This window comes from Marinomonas sp. TI.3.20 (assembly GCF_038155025.1).
Taxonomy (GTDB): Bacteria; Pseudomonadota; Gammaproteobacteria; order Pseudomonadales; family Marinomonadaceae; genus Marinomonas; species Marinomonas flavescens.
The window spans coordinates 13,201-33,432 of sequence record NZ_JBAKAS010000025.1; the positions used below are offsets into that span (position 1 = coordinate 13,201).

Sequence of the window (20,232 nt, forward strand, 5' to 3'; positions counted from 1 at the left end):
TACTGCTACTACTCTCTTTCTACTGTATTTAGTGTCTAAATTTGCGCCTACCCTACCATAAAAGAATCACAGCAAGAATCTTACAAAAGCCTTATATTGCTTTTCTAACGCATTGGGCAACAAGGTATATTAATTAATGGAGTCAAATATTCTATTATCAAGCGTTCGGCCAAAGTTCATCCGGCAAACCTGAGTTGCGCTGAATCCGAGATTTAGCCGCCGCAGTCACCAAATGCGCCGCGCCCCACAGGGTGAAATCTTGCTTTGCTCGAGTGATTCCGGTGTAGATCAACTCTCGTGTTAACACCGGAGAAGGCGTCAGCGGCAACAACAAAGCAACACGCTCGAACTCAGAACCTTGAGATTTATGCACCGTCATCGCAAACACCACTTCAAATGCGCTTAAACGACTCGGCAACAAGCCTGTAAAAGAACCATCCGGCTGCATAAACCACACTCGTAAACGCTGTGATTCATCTGGCATACACAAGCCAATATCGCCATTAAACAAGCCTAAGCTGGCGTCATTGCGCGTCAGCATGACGGCTTTTCCGGGATACCAAACATGAGGATCTTTCACTCTCCCACGCTGATAAAAATACAACTCAAGATGTTTGTTTACTTGCTCAACCCCAAATTCACCTTGACGCACCGCGGTCAAAATTTGGTAACGAGAGAAAGCCTGATAAAGCGCGGCGATGTCTTTTTGCTGTCGTACTGCGTCCCAATACTCGTCGTAGCCTTTGGCTAAGGTCGCAATATCCGGTTTCGTCTGCTGTTCTGTCGGCACCTGCCAATGCACATCGTGCGGGTTATTTTGCAGCTGATAAATCGCCCCTTGTGCGTCGCCTGCGTTCATTGCTTTTGCCAAATGCCCAATGCCGCTGTTGGCATCAAAACGATAACTGGTACGCAATAAGGTCAACGAGCGACTAATTAATGGCGCGTCAGGATTCGCAAACTGACTGACATTTTCGCCAGTAAGTTGAGTTAATCGCTGCGCCCAGTCCGCCTGAAAGTACGCCGTTTCTATGCCTAACGACAAATCCCCCAGTACACTACCCGCTTCCACTGAGGCCAACTGGTCTTTATCACCCAATAAAATCAGCCGAGCATGAGGCGGTAAAGCATCGATCAGCTTCGCCATCATCGGCAAATCCACCATGGAGACTTCATCCACCAGCAGCACATCTAAATGCAGCGGGTTGTCTTTATTGTGTTTAAAACGGCTGCGACCAAAATCACTGCCAAGCAAACGGTGCAAAGTACTGGCTTGCTCTGGAATCGCGGCTTTAATGTCTTTTGCTAATGGCAATGCACTTTTGGCATTGGCAATGGATTCAGTCAATCGCGCCGCCGCTTTTCCGGTAGGCGCTGCCAACTCTATTCTCAATAATTTGCCCTGCGCAGCAGACTGCGACACAAGCAAAGCCAACAACTTGGTCACTGTGGTGGTTTTGCCTGTTCCAGGGCCGCCACTGATCACAGAAAAGGGCAAACTCGCTGCATTGGCAACCGCCACTTTTTGCCAATCTATCGCCGCGGATGTTTTAGGAAATAAGCGATCAATAATCGCCGCATCCGGCTCAAAAGGCGTCGCGCCAGCATGATGTTTAAGGTAGCTAAGTACTTGCTGCTCGTATTGAAAATAACGGTACAAATACAAGCGCGTGCCACTTAATACCATGGGCTTTTCAGCCAATGGCAAAGCCACACTAACCAGCGAACTTTGCGCCAGCGTATTACACCAATCCGCCACCGAATACACGCCGTTAGACGCTAACAGCGCTTTCAATTCTGCGTTCGTCACCCCTTCTGGCGGCTTATGCCAAAGTACGGCCAAATCGATGCAAATATGCCCAGCCCCTAAATACGCACTGCACAACGCACCGGCAACACGCACCGCGTCGTGGGATTCATTGGCGTGGCTGGCCAATTGTTCAATCCACTGACAGTCAATCGCTCGTAATATCCCTTGCTCTTGCCACACCAATAACCGGTTGCTTGAGCTTGGTTCTGCCTGCGCTAATAAATCCAATTGATTAGAAAAGTCCAAGCTGGCCTTCCTCCTGTGATAGTTCACCGGCAAACAAGTGATCCAATGCGTCGACATGCTGCTTTGATAATCGAGTATTAAAAATGCCCGTTTGTTGGCCCGGCGTCATGCCTCGTAGAAACAAATAAACCACACCACCGACGCGGGCATCATAGTCATAATTTGGCAACCGTTGCTTAAGCAAACGATGCAATGCCAAGGTATAAAGCTGGTACTGCAAATCGTATCTGTGCTCAGCGATCGCATGCTCAAGCGCATCGCTTTGGTAATCGGCAAAGTCATCCCCTAAATGATTCGACTTATAATCCAGCACGTAATAACGCCCTTCCCATTCGAAGAGTAAATCGATAAAGCCTTTTAGCATGCCCTTCAAAGGCCGATCCTGAATGCTCGGCGCGGACCTTGAAACCGCATCGTGTTCTCGTGCAATACGGTCTAATTGCAGCGCATTCATGCCATTGACCGGCATAAAAAACTCCAGTTCTTTGCGGCAAGACGAGACTGGAAGATCGCCAAGGCTTACCCCTGAAATCACTTCAGTATTCACAATGTCACCCAACCAATCACTCAATACAGAGCGCCACTCACCAAACCCTTGGCGCTCATAAAACGCCTCCATATTGGTTTGATAACTCAACTTTAGTAAGTCTCTAAAACTGGGGTCATGGACCACCTCTTGAATGCCTTTGCCTTCAAGTGTGTCATGCAAAAATGTCCCAGGCTTAGCACCTCGCGGAAAACTAAAACGGTTCTGCTCTGGCTCTAATGAGGCATCTACAAGCGGAGCAACGTCTTCTAATTCATCATCAAATGGATCTTGAAGTCGCGTCATTTCATCTAAGCCAGGCAAGCTTTCATCGTTTTTCTCAGTGGCTTCCACCACCAAAGAAGAATAACTGCCCACCCACCAATCGCGCTCTATACGGCCGCTAAAACGCCGCGCTTGAGGTTCACTAAGACGCGTCTCAAGCATTTTAAAACGTGGCAATTCTGGCGCGTCACTGGGCAGATCCACCAAACTCATTTTACCGTCTGGATGACGGCTCACTAAGCGCCCAATAGTCGGCACTAGTCCCCCTGCCTCAAGTGGCTCACCTTCACATAACAAGGCGCCAACACCACTCAAATGCACATCACAAATCGCCTCTCGGGATTTAGTCGCGCCCTTACCCACCTCCATACAACCAATAAAACAGGCCTCTTTTGAACGTGTTAGCGCTACGTACGCCAAGCGAATTTCTGCGGCGTAAAGCTCTTCTTTATGGCGCTCAGACTCGTCTTCGTCTGGGTCGATGGAAATCCACAACTGCTGTTGATCATCATGATAAAGCGCAGACTTGCCTCTATCTTGAAACGGCGTTAAAGCGAACGGCAAATACACAATCGGATACTCCAGCCCCTTACTTTTGTGAATCGTGACGATCCGCACCAGTTCGGCGTCGGTTTCTAAGCGGATTTTTTGTTCGTCACTGTCACCATTGGGATTCTGAATCGCCAAGCGCAAATAACGCAATACGCCTTCTTTGGAGTCCAGCTCTAGGGATTTCTGCTGGAGTTTTTCAGTCAGATGCAAAAAGTCGGTGAGCTTTCGCTCGCCGCCAATTTGACGCAACATATGCGTGGCAAGATCCACATCGGTCATAAACTCGCGCAGCATGGGGAGCAAACCTTGGTTTTCCCATAACTCTAAATACCCTTGGAAAGACTGCACCCATTTTTCGTACACGACATCATCGTGATTCAGCGTATCCAGCTCTTCTAATGACCATTCTACCAAGCTGGTTGCCAGCGCTGAGCGCATTTTACTTTCTTGGGCGTTGGACAAAATCGCCGTCAGAACAATCAATAACTCGCGCGCTTCGACGGTTTCAAATACCGAGCCTTTATCGCTCAAATAAACACTGGGAATACCCCGTTGGCGCAAGGCGTCTTTCAGGGCATTGGCTTGACTAAAGTTAGTCACCAGCAAGGCCACGTCTTTCGGTCGCACGCCTCGCTCACCAATTAACGCAGCTTGGGTTTGCCCTTCTAGCAAGATGGCGTGTAAATGCGCGGCACAGGCGTCCGCCATGGTGGCGCGATATTGCGCACTCGAAATCGGCTCATCACTTTGCTGATACAAAAACTGCAACGCAGGTTGGCTCACACCATGACGAGAGAATTGCCCTGCCACACCACGATCTTCTACTTCGACAAACGGAATGCCCGCCACACGAAAAGGCGCGTCATGGGTGGTAAATAAGGCATTTACTGACTGGATCATCGCCGCCGAAGAGCGGTAATTAGTCGCCAAGGAATAGACGCTATCAACACGCTGCTTAGCCGACAAATAGGTATAAATATCCGCGCCACGAAACGCATAGATGGCTTGCTTTGGGTCACCGATCATAATCAGGCCCAAGGTATTTTGTTGCGTGTCCGCTGGCTTATATATCGTGGAGAAAATGCGATATTGAACCGCATCCGTGTCTTGGAATTCGTCGATCAAGGCAATCGGATACAAATGACGAATACGCTCCGCCAGATTACCCGCTTCGTCTTGCCCTAATGCCACGTCCAACGACGTTAGCAAATCCGTAAAGGTCAGTGACTGCGTGCTGCGTTTCCATTGTGCCATGCGCTCTTGGGTTTTGACCCAAAGTTGCTGCAATAAGACCGCTTTTAAACGCCCGGCTTCAGGAAAAGACTCTCTTAGCGCTTGTACCGAGGCAAAAAACGGATGCGCTGGCAGTTCGCCATTTTTACTCAAACGCGTGGCGTGTTCACTGGTGTCGAATTTCTCAAGGCTTTTGTCCAATTCAAAACGCGTCGAATGAGCCCATTGGGTCATCGCCTGTATGTCTTTGGATGGGTCTTTGCGCCAGAAAGTGCGTTTAATGCCGCTTTGTTCTAATGCGTCAATAATGTCTTGGGATTGCTCAAGCCATGCCGCTCTCACCTTTTCAATCGCTTGCTGAGACTCGGCTAAGGCGTTTTCCCAGTCGTAATTCGGCGATACTAACTTGGCGTCTGGCTGATTCTGCAACAGAGACAAATCTTTTTGTAAGGCATCAGGAGAAGACCAAATAGGCTTAATCAGCGCCGCTTTGCTGTCGTCTAATGGATAAAACTCACTGCGCCAAACGTCTTTTACCGCCATCGATAAGGGGGCTTGTTCGTCGGTTTCTATGGTTTGCTGGAACAACATGCGGCTTTCGAACGCATTCTGGCTCAGCATCCGCTGACAAAAACCATGAATGGTAAAGACCGCGGCCTCGTCCATTTGTTTTTCCGCGTAGAGGAGCTTTTCAATCGCGTCAGACTGCTGGTTGTCATTCATGCCAGCCAACCAGTCTTTTAGAAATACGTCGTTTGTTTCCCCCATCATCAAGGCTTTACGCGCCACTCGGATACGACCACGAATACGTGCTTTTAGCTCCGCTGTGGCAGCCTCGGTAAAGGTCACCACTAGGATTTGATCTACCGTTAGTGGTTTGTCTAAATCGCCTGCCTGTCCGGTTGGCACTAACAAACGCAAATATAAGTTGGCAATGGTGTAGGTTTTTCCGGTGCCCGCACTGGCTTCAATTAAGCGCTTGCCGAAAAGCGGAAAGGTCAAGGCGTCCAGTAATTGTACCGACTGATTAGCCACTATTGAGGTGTCAGCAGAATTGTCTGCTTGCGTCATGTCACTCATTCAAACAACTCCAAATGGCGGTGCATCGGTAGCCAAATCGTTTCACATAACTGAGTAAAGCGTTCGCGTTGCTCAACCAAAGAAGGGAAATAACGCTGCCAATAAGCGTCTTCCACTTCGCTATTACTAAACGCACTGCTGCTGTCTTGGTAGATTTTAATCGCTTGCTGCCAAGCCGCCTCTTCGTCTTCGGCGGTTTTCGAAGCGCAATAGCTTTTACACCAAGCATCCGCACTTTTTGATGGCAAAGGGATAGGTTCACACAAACCTTGCTGCAACAGGCTGATGATTTGCGCAAGGTGCGTTTTCGCTTCATCGGGCGCCACTATAATAAAGCCATGCTGGGTGACTTTGCCGTTTTTCGCTAAGTTCACCAGATGGTGCTGCTTTGGCGTGCCTTGCGCGCACAGAGCCAGATGCTCGACCCAGGTTTGCATTTTTTGATGGGCAGAAAGATCGCCAATACGATACGACAAACGCGTCGTTGCTGTGTCTAATGTGAGCCAGCCCTGCAAAGCGATCGAGCCGATAGTCAGGTTCACTTCCAATGGCGCACACGACTCAAGCGCGTAGCCTTGTAGCACCTCAATCAGCTGCCGACATTGGTCTTGATATTGCTGTAACGAGAGCCGACCAAAAGCGCCATAGGGCAATACCCCCATCAAAGGCAGTCGTTTAAAAAAGGTCTCATCATCACCTTGTAACAGCGCTTCCAGCATGTCTGCTCGCAATAAATAACCAGACAAGCCTTCTAGGGTAAATGGCTCATCTTCAAACTCTTCCTCTTCGCGCAAACTCAAAAATGCTTTTAACCGACGCTGAGTAAAGTAGCGCGCCGGATTGCCCATAAAGCGCGACAACTCGTCGAGTGGCAACTCAGTTCGAGTACTTTCTTGGGCCGCTAATGGCGACATTAACGGCGCCTCTAGGTCTATCTGAGAGGCGATCAAAGCAGGCAGCCATTGCTCACTATAACTGTATAAGCGCGTGTCTTGCTGATAGTAGCGTTCGTTAAAAGGCTGCAACGGATGCTCAATGATGAGCTTTTCTAAAAACGCTTGTTGCGCCGCTTCAGGCACTAGACTCTCATCGCCAATAAACACACAACTTTGCGCCATGTATTCAAGCAGTTCACTGACCAAAATAGAGGGGTTTTTCTCGCTGTTATCACGAATACTTTTGCCCACATAGCTCAGATAAAAGCATTCACGCGCCGACATTAAGGCTTCTAGAAACAGGTATTTGTCATCTTCACGACGGCTTCGGTCACCACTGCGGTAGTTACCCACCATCAAATCGAAGCCCATTGGCGCGACACTTCTTGGGTAATCCCCTTCGTTCAAGCCCAGCACACAAATGGCTTTAAACGGCACCGAACGCATCGGCATTAGAGTACAAAAATTGATTCTTCCAGCTAGAAAACGCTGCCCACCTTGGGCTTCTTGCAACATAGGCGTGAGCAACTGACGTATTACTTGCTGCTCTAATTTGTCATCAAAATGGGCGTGTTGCCATTGCAAGGTTAAGGTGTCTAACTGCTTAGTCAACAAAGCAGGAAAGCTGTCGTCTTCATCGACCAAAAAGAATTGCTCATTTAATGAGTAAAGCGTCTCGACCCATTCTTTCGGCGTGAGCGATGCTTGCAAACCTTGTTGTGCTTGATTAATCGCCGATAAAAACTCCGCTAACTTACCAGCCACCGCGGCTTCTAAACCTTCCACATCGCCATAGCTTAAGGTGTTTTCCCAAATATGATCGTGGCCCATGGCGTAACCTAACAACATACGACGCACGCCATTGAGCCAAGTGTGGGACTCTTGACTAGGTAACGAATGATGCTCCGCCGTGTGGGCGTCTAACCCCCAGCGAATACCCACTTCGGCCGACCATTGTCGAATGCGCTCTAGCTCTGCGGCGGTCAGTTCAAACTTCGCTAATACCGCAGGCACTTCCAATACACTGATCAATTCCGATAAGGTAAAACGGCTCTCGCCTAACCCCAACAGATACAAATAAGCATCCACAATCGGATTTTCCATGCCGCCAGACTGATCTATTAAGGCGAACGGAATTCTCTTACGGCCTTGTGCTTGGCCACTGCCTTTACCACCAAAAACCGCCTTAACAAACGGACTGTAAGTGTTTACATCGGGCAACATCACGATGATGTCTTTCGGCGTTAAGCTAGGGTCACGCTCAAACATATCCAACAGCTGATCGTGCAACACCTCAACCTCTCGCAGCGGGCTGTGGCACAAATGCACCCGCACACTATGATCGTCGATGGCAATCGGATGGCGGTATTCAGCACTCTGAATGTCAGGGTTTCGCTCTTCCGCCGAGCCATGATTTTCTAACGTGAGCACATCTTGCTGAACCCATTGCAACAAACCATAATTTGACTCGTTGTGGTAATCCTCAAACACTTCCAGCTCGCCATCGGCCATTTCTTGTAGCTGTGCAATGTAGTCGCGACCTAATCGCCCCCAGCTCGCCAACAATGGATTCGCATCCAAATGCAAGGTCTCCATGCTAAGACCCGGCTTTAATGTCTGGCGCTTGATGATTCGCCCTAGGTAATGTTTGTCGACCACATCCCCCCAATAAAAACGGCAGGGATTCTGCAAAAATAAATGCATTTCGATCCAACCAGACGACGCCAGCACTCGCAGGGATTCCAGCGTATTGGGCGGCAATGAAGACACCCCAAAAATAAAGATCCGCTCTGGCATTCCTACCGGACGAGTTTGTGACTTGGTGGCATCGGCCAACGCTTCAATCAAGTTGCCACGATGGTAAAGAGACTCACCCTGTTGGCTAATGTCCGCCACCAAATCCTGCCATAAAATAGCTTGCCAAGGCTGCTGCTCAAATAAAGCGGTTAGCTTTTCATCGTCGCTACCGCCACTTTCCCACGCCTTGATCCAATCAGGACGATAGACCAAATATTGGTCATAAATATCAGCAATGCTGCTGCACAACTGGAAGCGACGCACTTGACTGTCGTCGTCTTGCAAATACCAGCTTAACGACTGAAACGCCTCTTCCGACAAGCGTGCATCGAGTAAGCGCATCAAACGCCAGACCAGAAAGGGCTTGTTGAATTCACTTTGCCCCGGAATGTCCGATAAGGTTTGCGCGAAGCTGTGCCAAACAAAAGTAGAAGGAAGTGGAAAAGTTAACCCAGCAGCAATGCTATGAGATTGCGCAATCGACATTTTCAGCCACTGCGCCATGCCAGGGTTTTGCACAAGAATGTGTTCGTCTTCGAACGGGTTTTGCGGCGGAGAAAGCGCCAATATTTTTGCCAGCAAAACCGCCAAATCTTCAAGACGGTTGCCTGTGTAAAGCTGAAACATGCACGGATCCTTGTTGTCGGCAATGGAAGTAAGAAAAAGCAGACAGCGTTAAGACTAACCTTCGAGGCATCAAAAAAGAAGGCTATATTAGTTTAGTTTCGAAGTGATTTTAAAATGATGGTGGAGCTATGCGGGATCGAACCGCAGACCTCTTGCATGCCATGCAAGCGCTCTCCCAGCTGAGCTATAGCCCCAGATGACGTTGGCGTGTTTATTCAATAATAAAGCAAGCCGTCACTGGACAGAAAAGTCCTGAGATTGTTTTGTGGTGGAGCTATGCGGGATCGAACCGCAGACCTCTTGCATGCCATGCAAGCGCTCTCCCAGCTGAGCTATAGCCCCACAAAACAGCACGGAATTTTATTGACGCTTTCTAAAAGTGTCAAGATTTAAATCATTGTTTTCAATCAAAACATTGCCTACCTCTATTTTATGTGGCATTAGTACTTTCGTACAATTGCCGACACTAGTTGATTTATGCTTCTATATTGTTCGTTTAACATTTAGCACATAACATCCACTCGATACGCTTAATTCAATAGGGTAAAAGAAAGGTATGGTCGATTTTCCTGATGTTTTGGACGATTTAATGATGGCTCAACAACCCATTTTTAAAAAATCTAAAGAGTTGTTTGGTTATGAACTACTTTTTCGAGGGCAAGATAGTCAAAACGCTAATGTATCAGACGGCGAAATGGCCACCAGTCAAGTACTCGTCAATCTTTGTATCGGCATTACTCAATTAGAAACCCAGTTAAGAAAACCTTTCTTTATCAACATGACAACCAATCTCATGTTGTCAGACGCCTTTTTTCCTATCGACCCAAATACCGTCTACATAGAAATTTTAGAAGGTCAGCAACTCACTCCACAGTTTATTGAAGCCGTAAAAAACTGGCGACAAGCTGGCTATCGCTTTGTTTTAGACGACTATCAATTTGATAAAGAATACGAGAGTCTTCTTCCTTGGGTTTCCATCGTTAAAATAGATGTTCTAATCACGCCCCCTCAAAACTATTCAGCAAAAATCAGAGATCTCAAAGCCAAAGGCTTGGTATTGGTTGCTGAGAAAGTCGAAGACCAAGCCATGTTTGATTATTGCCATCAACTAGGGTTCGATCTTTTCCAAGGTTACTTCCTACAAAAACCTGAAATTATCAAAGGTAAGAAAATCGACTCAGCTGCCCAAAGTGCGATTACGCTATTAAACGCACTAGAAGATAAAGACATTGGCATTGATGTCATCACAAGCATGGTTTCCCAAAACCCCACACTGTCTTTTCAACTATTACGTATTTTAAAAAGCCCAGTCAGTGGCATTCCAAGAAAAATAGAATCCATTAAAGAAGCTGTCATATTTTTAGGCTTAGTTCAGCTAAAGCGCTGGGCGTTACTAATAACACTCACATCAACATCCAAACAGCCCAAAGCTCTCTTTAAAATTCTTCTTACAAGAGCTCGTTGCTGCCAATTAATCGCAGAATCAGATAATAAAGCATTGTCTGATAGCGCCTTTATGACCGGCTTAATGTCAGGCATTGACGCCCTTTTCGCCATGGAAAAAACATTGTTATTAAATCAGATCGCTCTAAGTCAAGAGGTCATGGATGCGATCCTCAAATCAGAAGGCTCTCTTGGCAACTATTTGCAAAAGACCATATATGTGGAAAAACAGGAATGGAGCAAGATTCAGAAAATTGATCCAATAGAGAGAGTACAGCTCAATCGTCATTTTTTAGACGCTATGCTATGGGCAAACAACATAGTGAAACATTTAAATTAATTGTTTTTCGTTAATTGATTGACAGGGCTGCAAAAAAAACTAAAATACGTTTCACCTTTTTCAAGGCCAGTGTGGTGGAATTGGTAGACACGACGGATTCAAAATCCGTTGCCTTCGGGTGTGGCGGTTCGAGTCCGCCTACTGGTACCAACATAAGAAAACCTCGTTGCTAACGCTTCGAGGTTTTTTTTTGCTTTTAATTATTCAAACTCTTTTATTTAACATTCCACATCACCTCAACATTGTCATAGTGAAATAATGTACTGACGCCAAAGAAAGCATCACTCTTTCTCATAAATATTAGCTCAATAGGAAAGTAGATAAATATTTATTAGAATACGAGTATGAAAAAACCTAAGATGTGCGTAAGCTAGCATAAAAGCGAGGCAAAGATCGAAAAGTCACTGCTTAGTCACCATAAGAAGTCTAGATAAAGTATCAGTGTCATAGTCTGTTAAGATCAGCATAAGCGATGAGCCAAGTGGAATACATCGACCCATACAGACACGACACAAGAGAGATAAAAAGAGTTAATAATAAAAACGACTAAGTATAAAGCAAGCTTTGAAGGTCTATAACTTGAACCATTGAGTGCATTTATACAAAATTATCAAATTTAAACAGGTAGGAATACATAGTGGCATCAAATAACAATGAGTCGAATAACTTTTCAAGCAACCTCAAGACTCTTTGTAGTTACTACAAATCTATTTCAGACGTTTGTCGTAAAACCAACATAAACAGACAGCAATTCAATCGCTATCTTAATGGGAACACCTTCCCTTCCTATAGCAATCTGAAAACGATATGTGATTTTTTTGGTGTTGACCAAGAAGAGATCATTAAAGACCCTATCGAATTTAAAAAAATCATAAGCCCAGTAACAGAAAGTAAAAAAATAGACGACATACCAGAAGGTATCTTTGCCTATATAGACATTCTAAAAAACGCATCAAAACATGGACTTGATAGATACTGCGGCTATTACTACCGATATATTTTGTCAGGGAGCTTCCCTGGAAACATAGTAAAATCTTTAATTAAAATATACCAAAAAGATGGTTTTTTTTACTATTGGCATGTGGAAAATCTAACCTCTAAATCACCCGTTATAAAGAAGTCTTCTAGATTTAGATATGATGGTGTGGTTTTTATGGTATCTGAAAGAATCTACATGATTGAACTTGAATCAAAACTCAAGTCCACTATTTCAGAAACAATAATGATGCCTAGCTATCAACATGGGAATAAAAACATATCAGGAATAACGTGTTACTCCACTTCGGACATATCACATCAACCTGTTTCTTCTCGCGTTTTGCATGAGTACTTAGGTGACAAGATAAATATTCGCCAGAAACTTAATGAATGTGACTTGTTCCCAACTGACAGTAGCGCTATCTCGGATGATATAAAAGAGGCTATTTTCACTCCTCCTCTCTCTCCTACCGACATTTTATTAACAAACTAACGTTATTTTTTATCCTCCATAGACAAAAAAATTAAAGCTAAGGCCGACATATCGGCCTTAGCTTTTTTAATGATTAGTCATTAAGAGGTCTAGCAATCGTTAGATCACGTAGGTAATCATAAAAAGTGTCAGGGCTATTAACACCACCGCCCACACCACTTAGATTAACGCCTGCGTAAGGTAGGCCGTAAGCAAATACGTTATGTGCATTGATCCAGCTATTACCAGAAACCATTTGCTCTGCTACACGATCACAACGTTCGCTATCAGCACTCCAAACGCTGTTCGCCAATCCGTATTGCAAGTTATTCACTTCTTCGATGACTTTATCTTCATCAGAGAATTTAACAAGGTAAGCGGTAGGACCAAAAATTTCTTCTCGGTAACAGACATTATCCGTGTCGCCTTCCATCAAGCAAGGTGACACAAAGTAACCTTCTTGCAAATCAGGAGATTCTACTTTGCCACCGGCAAAAACAAGATTCGCGCCATCAGCCACACCTTTGTTGTAGTAGCCTAATATGCTCTCTTCTTGAGCTTTACTAACCACTGGCCCCATGTCAGTTTCTAAATCTAGACCTGAGCCAATTTTAATGTTTTCTAAAATAGATACTGCTTTTGCCTTAAATGCATCATAGATGTCAGCGTGAACAAACCAGCGCGTTGCTGTACAACATGTTTGCCCCGTATTTTTAATAATGGCATCAACCAAGCCTGATACCGTTTTATCAAGGTCACAGTCTTCAAATACAACTGCCGCACCTTTACCACCCAGTTCAGATTTACAAGGAATAGGACGGCTTGCACACTTCTCAGCAACCATAATTCCTACTTGGGTTGAACCAGTAAAGGACATACGCTGAACCAATGGATGCTCAACAATTTTACTGCCTACATTTCCGCCGCTACCAGTAACAATATTGATAACGCCATCTGGAACACCGGCTTTTTTAGCCAGATGCGCAACGTATAAACTTGATAGCGGAGTCACGATTGAAGGTTTCACAACCGCAGTATTACCCGCTGCGATAGCTGGCATAACATTCCACATAAACAAAAGAATTGGAAAGTTCCATGGGAAAATAAAACCACAAACGCCATACGCAGAACGATGAATTCGAGCGTCCATATTAGGAATGGCTAATTGTTTATCGTATTCTGCGTTTAACGCTAAATCGGCAAAATAACGTGCACATTCAATACCAGAAACAACATCACCTTTAGCCACTTTTTCTAACGGCTTACCGACATCTAGCGATTCTATTTCAGCAATATTCTGAGCTTCAGATTCAAGAAGATCAGCAAAGCGATGCATAATGACAGAACGCTCACTAGGGGTCATTTTTCCCCATACTTTAGTCGCGTCAAATGCAGCTTGCACAGCAACATCTACGTCATCGCCTGAACCATACGCGATATCAGCAATGGCTTCGCCCGTCACTGGGTTTGTTACAGATCCTCTTTTCCCATCAATGCTAGGATGAGATTGGCCATTCACAAAATGCTGTAATGGGCTTTTCAAAAATTCTTTTACCGTGGCGCTTAATTCAATATTCATGCAACTACCTTCTCGTAATTAATTATTATTGGTTCTGGTTCGAGGCTTTATTATCAAAAAAACAAAAAATGTTTTCTAACCGTTTCTTTTATTACCCATGTGGTTTGAGACCCAGCAGAAATAGTGACAAAATCGCCTGCTTTGACTGTATAGGTATCACCGTCTTTAAGTTCTATTTCAGCAACACCCTGTAAGAAATAGAAGCTTTCATTCTTATCGTAGTAATGAGAATAAGTAATAGGTTCTTTTTCCCATATCTCCCAAGCTTTAACTTCTTCTAACTGCAAAACGGTTGGCTCTTCTATTTTAATCATTATTAAATCCCATAACCTAAAAACTAAAAGTTGAAATAATCTACTAATGTAAACTTCATCCTGTATCTATAAATAATAATGAGCTAATTTTGTTTATTCAATATCACAACATTACTCATTCTTACCCTTAACTGCTTAAACTAGCATAATCAAAGAATTGTAATTAATTGAATAAGTTTATTACTAATTACTCAATACAGTCGAAGCAACTCGTTTTCTATTGGCAACTGACTTAATAAGAAATACATAAGATATTTTCCTGACTCAAACAGACAAAGCTGATGCGGTAGGCTCGCTTAGCGCCCTTGATTGAATCCCTTATCCAAAGTAAACACCTAACAAAGAGAAACCTTGAAACACATTCAACACAAAAAAAATAGAACGATCTTTGGATCTTGAATTCGGGAGTATATTGATGCTAGAGATGAAAGTAGAGCTGGCACATAACCTCAGCACAGCATCAGAAATCCGTATGATATAAATACCAAAAATTAAGTATAACTATTAATATGGCCTGCAATAAAAGTAGACTATATCAACGAATATCACCTGCTAGAATAGTTAGAAGCGCCTATTAAAAACTCAGAGATATTGATAATCGAAGACAGAAAAGCAGAGGAGTTGATCGGAGGGAATTTCGTTTTACTGGGAGGCGATCAAAACGATTTGAAATTAAGGCCGAAATATCGACCTTAACTTCCTTAATAATTAGCTATTAAGCGGTCTAGCAATCGTTAGATCGCGCAAGTAATCATAAAAGGTCTCAGGGCTATTAACACCACCGCCCACACCACTTAGATTAACGCCTGCGTAAGGTAGGCCGTAAGCAAATACGTTATGTGCATTGATCCAGCTATTACCAGAAACCATTTGCTCTGCTACACGATCACAGCGTTCGCTATCTGCACTCCAAACGCTGTTCGCCAATCCGTATTGTAAGTTGTTCACTTCTTCGATGACTTTATCTTCATCAGAAAATTTAACAAGGTAAGCAGTAGGACCAAAGATCTCTTCACGGTAACAGACATTATCCGTGTCGCCTTCCATCAAGCAAGGTGACACAAAGTAACCGTCCTTCAAATCAGGAGATTCTACTTTGCCACCGGCAAAAACAAGATTCGCGCCATCAGCCACGCCCTTATTGTAGTAACTCAAGATACGCTCTTCTTGAATTTTACTAACAAGCGGACCCATTTCAGTCTCTAAATCAAGACCTGAGCCGATTTTAATGTTTTCTAGAATAGAAACGGCTTTTGCTTTAAAAGCGTCATAGATGTCAGCGTGAACAAACCAGCGTGTTGCTGTACAGCATGTTTGCCCCGTATTTTTAGTAATCGCATCAACCAAACCTGATACCGTTTTATCTAGGTCACAGTCTTCAAATACGACCGCTGCACCTTTACCACCCAGCTCAGATTTACAAGGTATAGGACGACTTGCACATTTTTCAGCGACCATGATTCCGATTTGAGTTGAGCCGGTAAAAGACATGCGCTGAACCAATGGATGCTCAACAATTTTACTGCCCACATTTACACCATCACCAATAATAATATTGATAACACCGTCTGGAATACCGGCTTTTTTAGCCAGATGCGCAACGTATAAGCTTGATAGTGGCGTAACTTCAGAAGGCTTCACGACCGCAGTATTACCTGCTGCGATAGCTGGCATGACATTCCACATAAACAAAAGAATTGGAAAGTTCCATGGGAAAATAAAACCACAAACGCCATACGCAGAACGATGAATTCGAGCGTCCATATTAGGAATGGCTAATTGTGTATCGTATTCAGCATTTAATGCTAAATCGGCAAAATAACGTGCGCACTCAATACCAGAAAGAATATCGCCTTTAGCTACTTTCTCTAATGGTTTACCAACATCTAATGATTCTATTTCAGCAATATTCTGAACTTCAGATTCAAGAAGATCAGCAAAACGATGCATAATGGCAGAACGCTCACTAGGGATCATTTTTCCCCATACTTTAGTCGCGTCAAATGCCGCTTGCGCTGCGGCATCTACGTCTTCGCTTGAACCATAAGCAATATCAACAATAGTTTCACCTGTCACTGGGTTTGTAACAACCCCCATCTTCCCATTAATACTAGGATGAGATTGACCATTTACAAAATGCTGCAATGGGCTATTCAAAAATTCTTTTACAGTGACATTTAATTCGGTATTCATAGAGCTACCCTATCGAAAATAGTTACTATTGGTTCAAGCGTATATCTTAAAAAAACAAAAAGTGTTTTCTTACCGTTTCTTTGATGACCCAATTGGTTTGATCACCAGCATCAATTGTAACAAAATCGCCTGCTTTTACTGTGTAGGTATCACCACCTTTAAGCTCTATTTCAGCAACACCTTGTAGGAAATAGAAACTTTCATTCTTATCGTAGTAATGAGAATACGAAATAGGTTCTTTTTCCCATATTTCCCAAGATTGAGCTTTTTCTAACTGTAATGGTGTTGGCTTTTCAATTTTAATCATTATTAACTTCCATAAATTTCAAGATGAAATAATCTACTAACGTAAACTGTATTTTGTCACCATAAATAATAATGGGCTAAAATTCTTTATTCAATATCACCACATTACTCGACCTTACCCTTGGCCGCTTAAACTAGCGTAAATAAAAACTATGGATTGATTCGCAAAGCACTATATTTAATACCTCAGCTCTATCAATCTGAAGAAACAACAAGATGAATAAAAAGAATCCGTACAGCAGGAAGCGACGAACATAAATAAAGCTAGGAAGCGAAGGAAGGTTTTAACCATAGGAACTTAAAAAGCACGATTATCAGCACTTGATCAAGGAATCGGCAAAGGAAGGAGCCAACTCACCTAGCAATAGATGAGCACAGCAAGACTAGAAAAGACGATACATTAGCTCAATATTTAACGCGTAGAAAGCGTATTAGAAAGATCATCAAGCCTAAACGCAAGATAGAAACGGACAAGGCTATTCCAATTGCTCAATTCAAATCCAAGAATACCTTCAATTTTATCAAGTCTATAACGCAGCGTGTTCCGATGAATATGCAACGCCTTGGCGCTTAACCCAAAATCGGTGTTTTGCTCAAAGTAAGTAATCAGTGTTTTTCGTAACACACCATTTTTATCGCCTACTATAAGCTTCTGATATTCACTTATCAGTTGCTCACCTTCCCAGGTAGGCTGAACCTGCTTTAAAATCATATCTAAGACTAAATCTCTAGGAAAATACACCTGTTGATCAGGTCGACAAACTCGCCCTGTGTCTAATGTTTTTAATGCACTACGATAAGATTTAGACAACCCTTCGAGAGATGGGAAATACTGCCCCTGACCGACTTTAAAGTTCAAATGATTTTGCTTTTTTAATGATGAACACAATTCAAATAATTGCTGGCGAGTCCTATCTTCATTCCAAACGCCATCTTGAATGGAAATAGTTGGCAACACCACTAACTGTGTTGGCTCTGATATAACTGCCAAACTATCAGGATCACAGCTATCCAATAAACGCAGGATATACTGCATTTTTTCCAATGGTAATTCACCACCATCTTCCGCCATTATTTTAATGACCACGGCAATTCTTGGAACGGTAAGATCAATACCTAATCGCTCTATTCGATCGTCAAACATGGAGTCACGTTCAAACTCACCTTGAATTAAACGACCAATCACCCCTTCTCTTTGTCTCTTATCCCATTGAACCTGAGCGGTTAGCCCCGCCTGCTCAACCATTAATTCCGCAGTCATGACCACAAGATCTGCGTATTTTCTAACTTTATCAGGGTCTCCAGTAATACCAGCCACACCCACTGTCTCACCATTACAGACAATAGGTAAATTGATGCCACCTTGAACGCCCGAAAGCAAACTAGCCTCTTTAGCGCTAAACCCCACCTCTGAATGACTGCTCAGCACATGTAACGCACCTTCGTGTAAGCTACCAATGCGCAGAGGATCTCCAGATCCGACAATAACCCCCAAATGATTCATGACATTGACGTTATGACCAATAATCTTCATAGCCCTATCTACTATTTTCTGAGCGGCCTGCTGATCAATAAACATATAATATCGCCTTCAATGAAACGGGGTCATAACGTGGTGGATACGGTAACCTTTACTCAACTTTAAATACTGACATGCAAGCCTCATATTCGATACAAACATAAGGCCTGACACAATAAAAATTAAGTAAAACGCTTTTCAAATGCATCTAAAATTTCAAAAGTAGGAACCGCCAATTTAACAGCAATATCGCTAAAATGACGAAGCGGTGCATTACGGTAATTTGTAACAGGTATTTGAAGATCGTCAGCGGACTTACCTAAAATTCTTTCCGCCATAATACGACCCATCACAGTCCCCATTGCAACACCACGACCATTGTACCCAAGCCCTGCAAGAATACCTGGCTGAGGCTCATGTAAATGAGGAAGTACATCTGGCGTATGCGCAATTTGCCCACCCCACTGATGAGTTAACTCAATGCCTTTAAGCTGAGGGAATGTTTCAGCAAGACCTTCATACAAACGTTTTACATCACTGGGTCTTTTGCAATCAGCCGTAACACCCAAGGTTCCAAATACAACACGGTTATCTTTGATTTTACGACCATAATAGATAACACGGCGAGTATCTGCGTAAGTATGACCTTCAGGTAAAATTTGGTCATACACATCTTGAGGCAAAGAAGCTGTCGCGGACTGTAAACTAACAAGAGGCACTATTGTTTTTTGCAACCCAGGTAAAACATCATCAGTATAGCCGTTGGTACAAAACACGACCCACTCAGTGTCTACACTACCGTGGTCTGTTTTCACAAACCATCTACTGCCTTTTTTCTGGATTGAACCTACCGGCGAATAACTGAAAACGCGCGCACCTAGAGATGTGGCTGCAGCACATAAGCCTCTTGTATAAGACAGCGGCTGAACCGAACCACCTTTAGGAGTCAACGTAGCTGTGCCATAGGTTTTTGTTCCCATTAAGCGATGTAATTCAGCACCTTCGACATAGCTAATATCAAGACCCACTTTTTGCCAAGCCGTTGACATAGATTCCAACTGCTTAACTGCACGATTACAATGCGCGACTCGAAGCCAGCCGTTTTGTTCAGCATCACATTCAATGTTATGTTTTTTTATTAAAGCGAAGACTTCATCCGCTGAATTAACGTATGCATCAACAACACCCATACCCGCTCGTTGACCTAAATGAGCGCAAATTTTCTCAGGCGTGTCGTGGGCTAATGGATTAACCTGTCCACCAGTTCTTCCCGAAGCTCCCCAACCTGGCTCTTTTGATTCAAGAACAACCACATTCAAACCTTTCTCAGAAAGCTCCAAAGCCGTTCTTAATCCTGTAATGCCCGCTCCTACAATAACAACATCTGCACGAGTATTTTCACTTAGTTTATTTAGGGGTGACGCAGCAATCGCAGTATCAGCCCATAGCGATGGATGCAGCTTCTGATGATTCATTTTTTACTCCTCTTTTTGTTATCAACAGAATAGTTAATTATGTAGTAGCAAAACAATTTGATGAAATTATTCGCTCTTAGTCATTTGCGCGTCACTTTCTAAGCTAGTTAGTAAAAAAGAGCATAAAAAATGAATAATACGGACTCTATTACAGTGATTTTTGTCACTTCTATTCATGAAATACACTAAGAAAGTTGAGCGAAAGGCACTACAACTCACCTTTAGACCATAGCAATAGCTAAAAAAACAACGAGAAGATATAGACACTAAACATGACTTCTAGAGCCTGCAGCGGTTTGAAATGTAGATAGATAAGCAAGATGAAAGGCAGGAAACCTAACATAAAAAAAGCCCCGTTTAAATAATAACGAGGCTAATGTAGATCAACGCAGATTAACGCAGATTAACGCGTAGTCATAAGAGTCGTAAGCTAAGCTTTAAAGCTCCGGCAAAGGCACTATCAACATTGGGATATGTGAGTGGCTTAACACATTCTTAGCAACACTACCCAAGAAGGTTTGA

Annotated in this window: 11 protein-coding genes and 3 tRNA genes; 3 read left to right on the forward strand and 11 right to left on the reverse strand. The window is 43.7% G+C overall.

Annotation, left to right across the window (positions count from 1 at the left end; translation table 11 throughout):
- Positions 1 to 157 precede the first annotated feature (157 nt).
- The 5 genes from recD to V6259_RS17780 form a co-directional block, all read right to left on the reverse strand.
- Positions 158 to 2,056, reverse strand: coding sequence for an exodeoxyribonuclease V subunit alpha (gene recD, locus V6259_RS17760; RefSeq protein WP_341585663.1), 1,899 nt, complete (start codon positions 2,054 to 2,056; stop codon positions 158 to 160).
- Positions 2,043 to 5,732, reverse strand: coding sequence for an exodeoxyribonuclease V subunit beta (gene recB / locus V6259_RS17765; RefSeq protein WP_341585664.1), 3,690 nt, complete (start codon positions 5,730 to 5,732; stop codon positions 2,043 to 2,045). Before recB ends, recD begins: the two co-directional genes overlap by 14 nt.
- The gene (gene recC / locus V6259_RS17770) at positions 5,729 to 9,091 is read right to left on the reverse strand and encodes an exodeoxyribonuclease V subunit gamma (RefSeq protein ID WP_341585665.1); all 3,363 of its coding nucleotides are present in this window, start codon (positions 9,089 to 9,091) and stop codon (positions 5,729 to 5,731) included. The genes recB and recC overlap by 4 nt, the downstream gene beginning before the upstream one ends.
- A gap of 118 nt (positions 9,092 to 9,209) precedes the next feature.
- Positions 9,210 to 9,285 (reverse strand) — tRNA-Ala (locus V6259_RS17775).
- A gap of 72 nt (positions 9,286 to 9,357) precedes the next feature.
- Positions 9,358 to 9,433, reverse strand: a tRNA-Ala gene (locus V6259_RS17780).
- A 214-nt stretch (positions 9,434 to 9,647) separates the two neighbouring features.
- On the opposite strand from V6259_RS17780, the gene V6259_RS17785 reads away from it, so the two are divergent.
- The 3 genes from V6259_RS17785 (at position 9,648) to V6259_RS17795 (ending at position 12,345) form a co-directional block, all read left to right on the forward strand.
- A complete protein-coding gene (locus V6259_RS17785) occupies positions 9,648 to 10,874 on the forward strand; it encodes an EAL and HDOD domain-containing protein (RefSeq protein WP_341585666.1) in 1,227 nt (408 codons plus the stop codon).
- A gap of 65 nt (positions 10,875 to 10,939) precedes the next feature.
- Positions 10,940 to 11,024: transfer RNA gene (locus V6259_RS17790), tRNA-Leu, on the forward strand.
- 487 nt (positions 11,025 to 11,511) lie between these two features.
- Complete coding sequence (locus V6259_RS17795) at positions 11,512 to 12,345, forward strand: helix-turn-helix domain-containing protein (protein ID WP_165942878.1); 834 nt, start codon at positions 11,512 to 11,514, stop codon at positions 12,343 to 12,345.
- Positions 12,346 to 12,418: 73 nt separating this feature from the next.
- Here V6259_RS17795 and V6259_RS17800 read toward each other — a convergent pair whose 3' ends face one another.
- From V6259_RS17800 to V6259_RS17825, 6 genes are all read right to left on the reverse strand, one after another.
- Positions 12,419 to 13,903 carry an aldehyde dehydrogenase family protein gene (locus tag V6259_RS17800; RefSeq protein WP_341585667.1) on the reverse strand — a complete coding sequence of 495 codons (1,485 nt, stop codon included), beginning with the start codon at positions 13,901 to 13,903 and terminating at the stop codon, positions 12,419 to 12,421.
- Between the two features lie 53 nt (positions 13,904 to 13,956).
- Complete coding sequence (locus V6259_RS17805) at positions 13,957 to 14,217, reverse strand: cupin domain-containing protein (RefSeq protein ID WP_133011497.1); 261 nt, start codon at positions 14,215 to 14,217, stop codon at positions 13,957 to 13,959.
- Between the two features lie 708 nt (positions 14,218 to 14,925).
- Positions 14,926 to 16,410, reverse strand: coding sequence for an aldehyde dehydrogenase family protein (locus V6259_RS17810; protein ID WP_341585668.1), 1,485 nt, complete (start codon positions 16,408 to 16,410; stop codon positions 14,926 to 14,928).
- A gap of 46 nt (positions 16,411 to 16,456) precedes the next feature.
- On the reverse strand, positions 16,457 to 16,717 hold the full coding sequence (locus V6259_RS17815; protein ID WP_133011495.1) for a cupin domain-containing protein: 261 nt from the start codon (positions 16,715 to 16,717) through the stop codon (positions 16,457 to 16,459).
- Between the two features lie 411 nt (positions 16,718 to 17,128).
- Positions 17,129 to 18,295 (reverse strand): sugar diacid recognition domain-containing protein, encoded by a 1,167-nt coding sequence (locus tag V6259_RS17820; protein WP_341585669.1) that lies wholly within the window; start codon positions 18,293 to 18,295, stop codon positions 17,129 to 17,131.
- Between the two features lie 122 nt (positions 18,296 to 18,417).
- Entirely contained in the window at positions 18,418 to 19,710 is a 1,293-nt protein-coding gene (locus tag V6259_RS17825; protein ID WP_133011493.1) for an NAD(P)/FAD-dependent oxidoreductase, read from the reverse strand.
- Positions 19,711 to 20,232 lie beyond the last annotated feature (522 nt).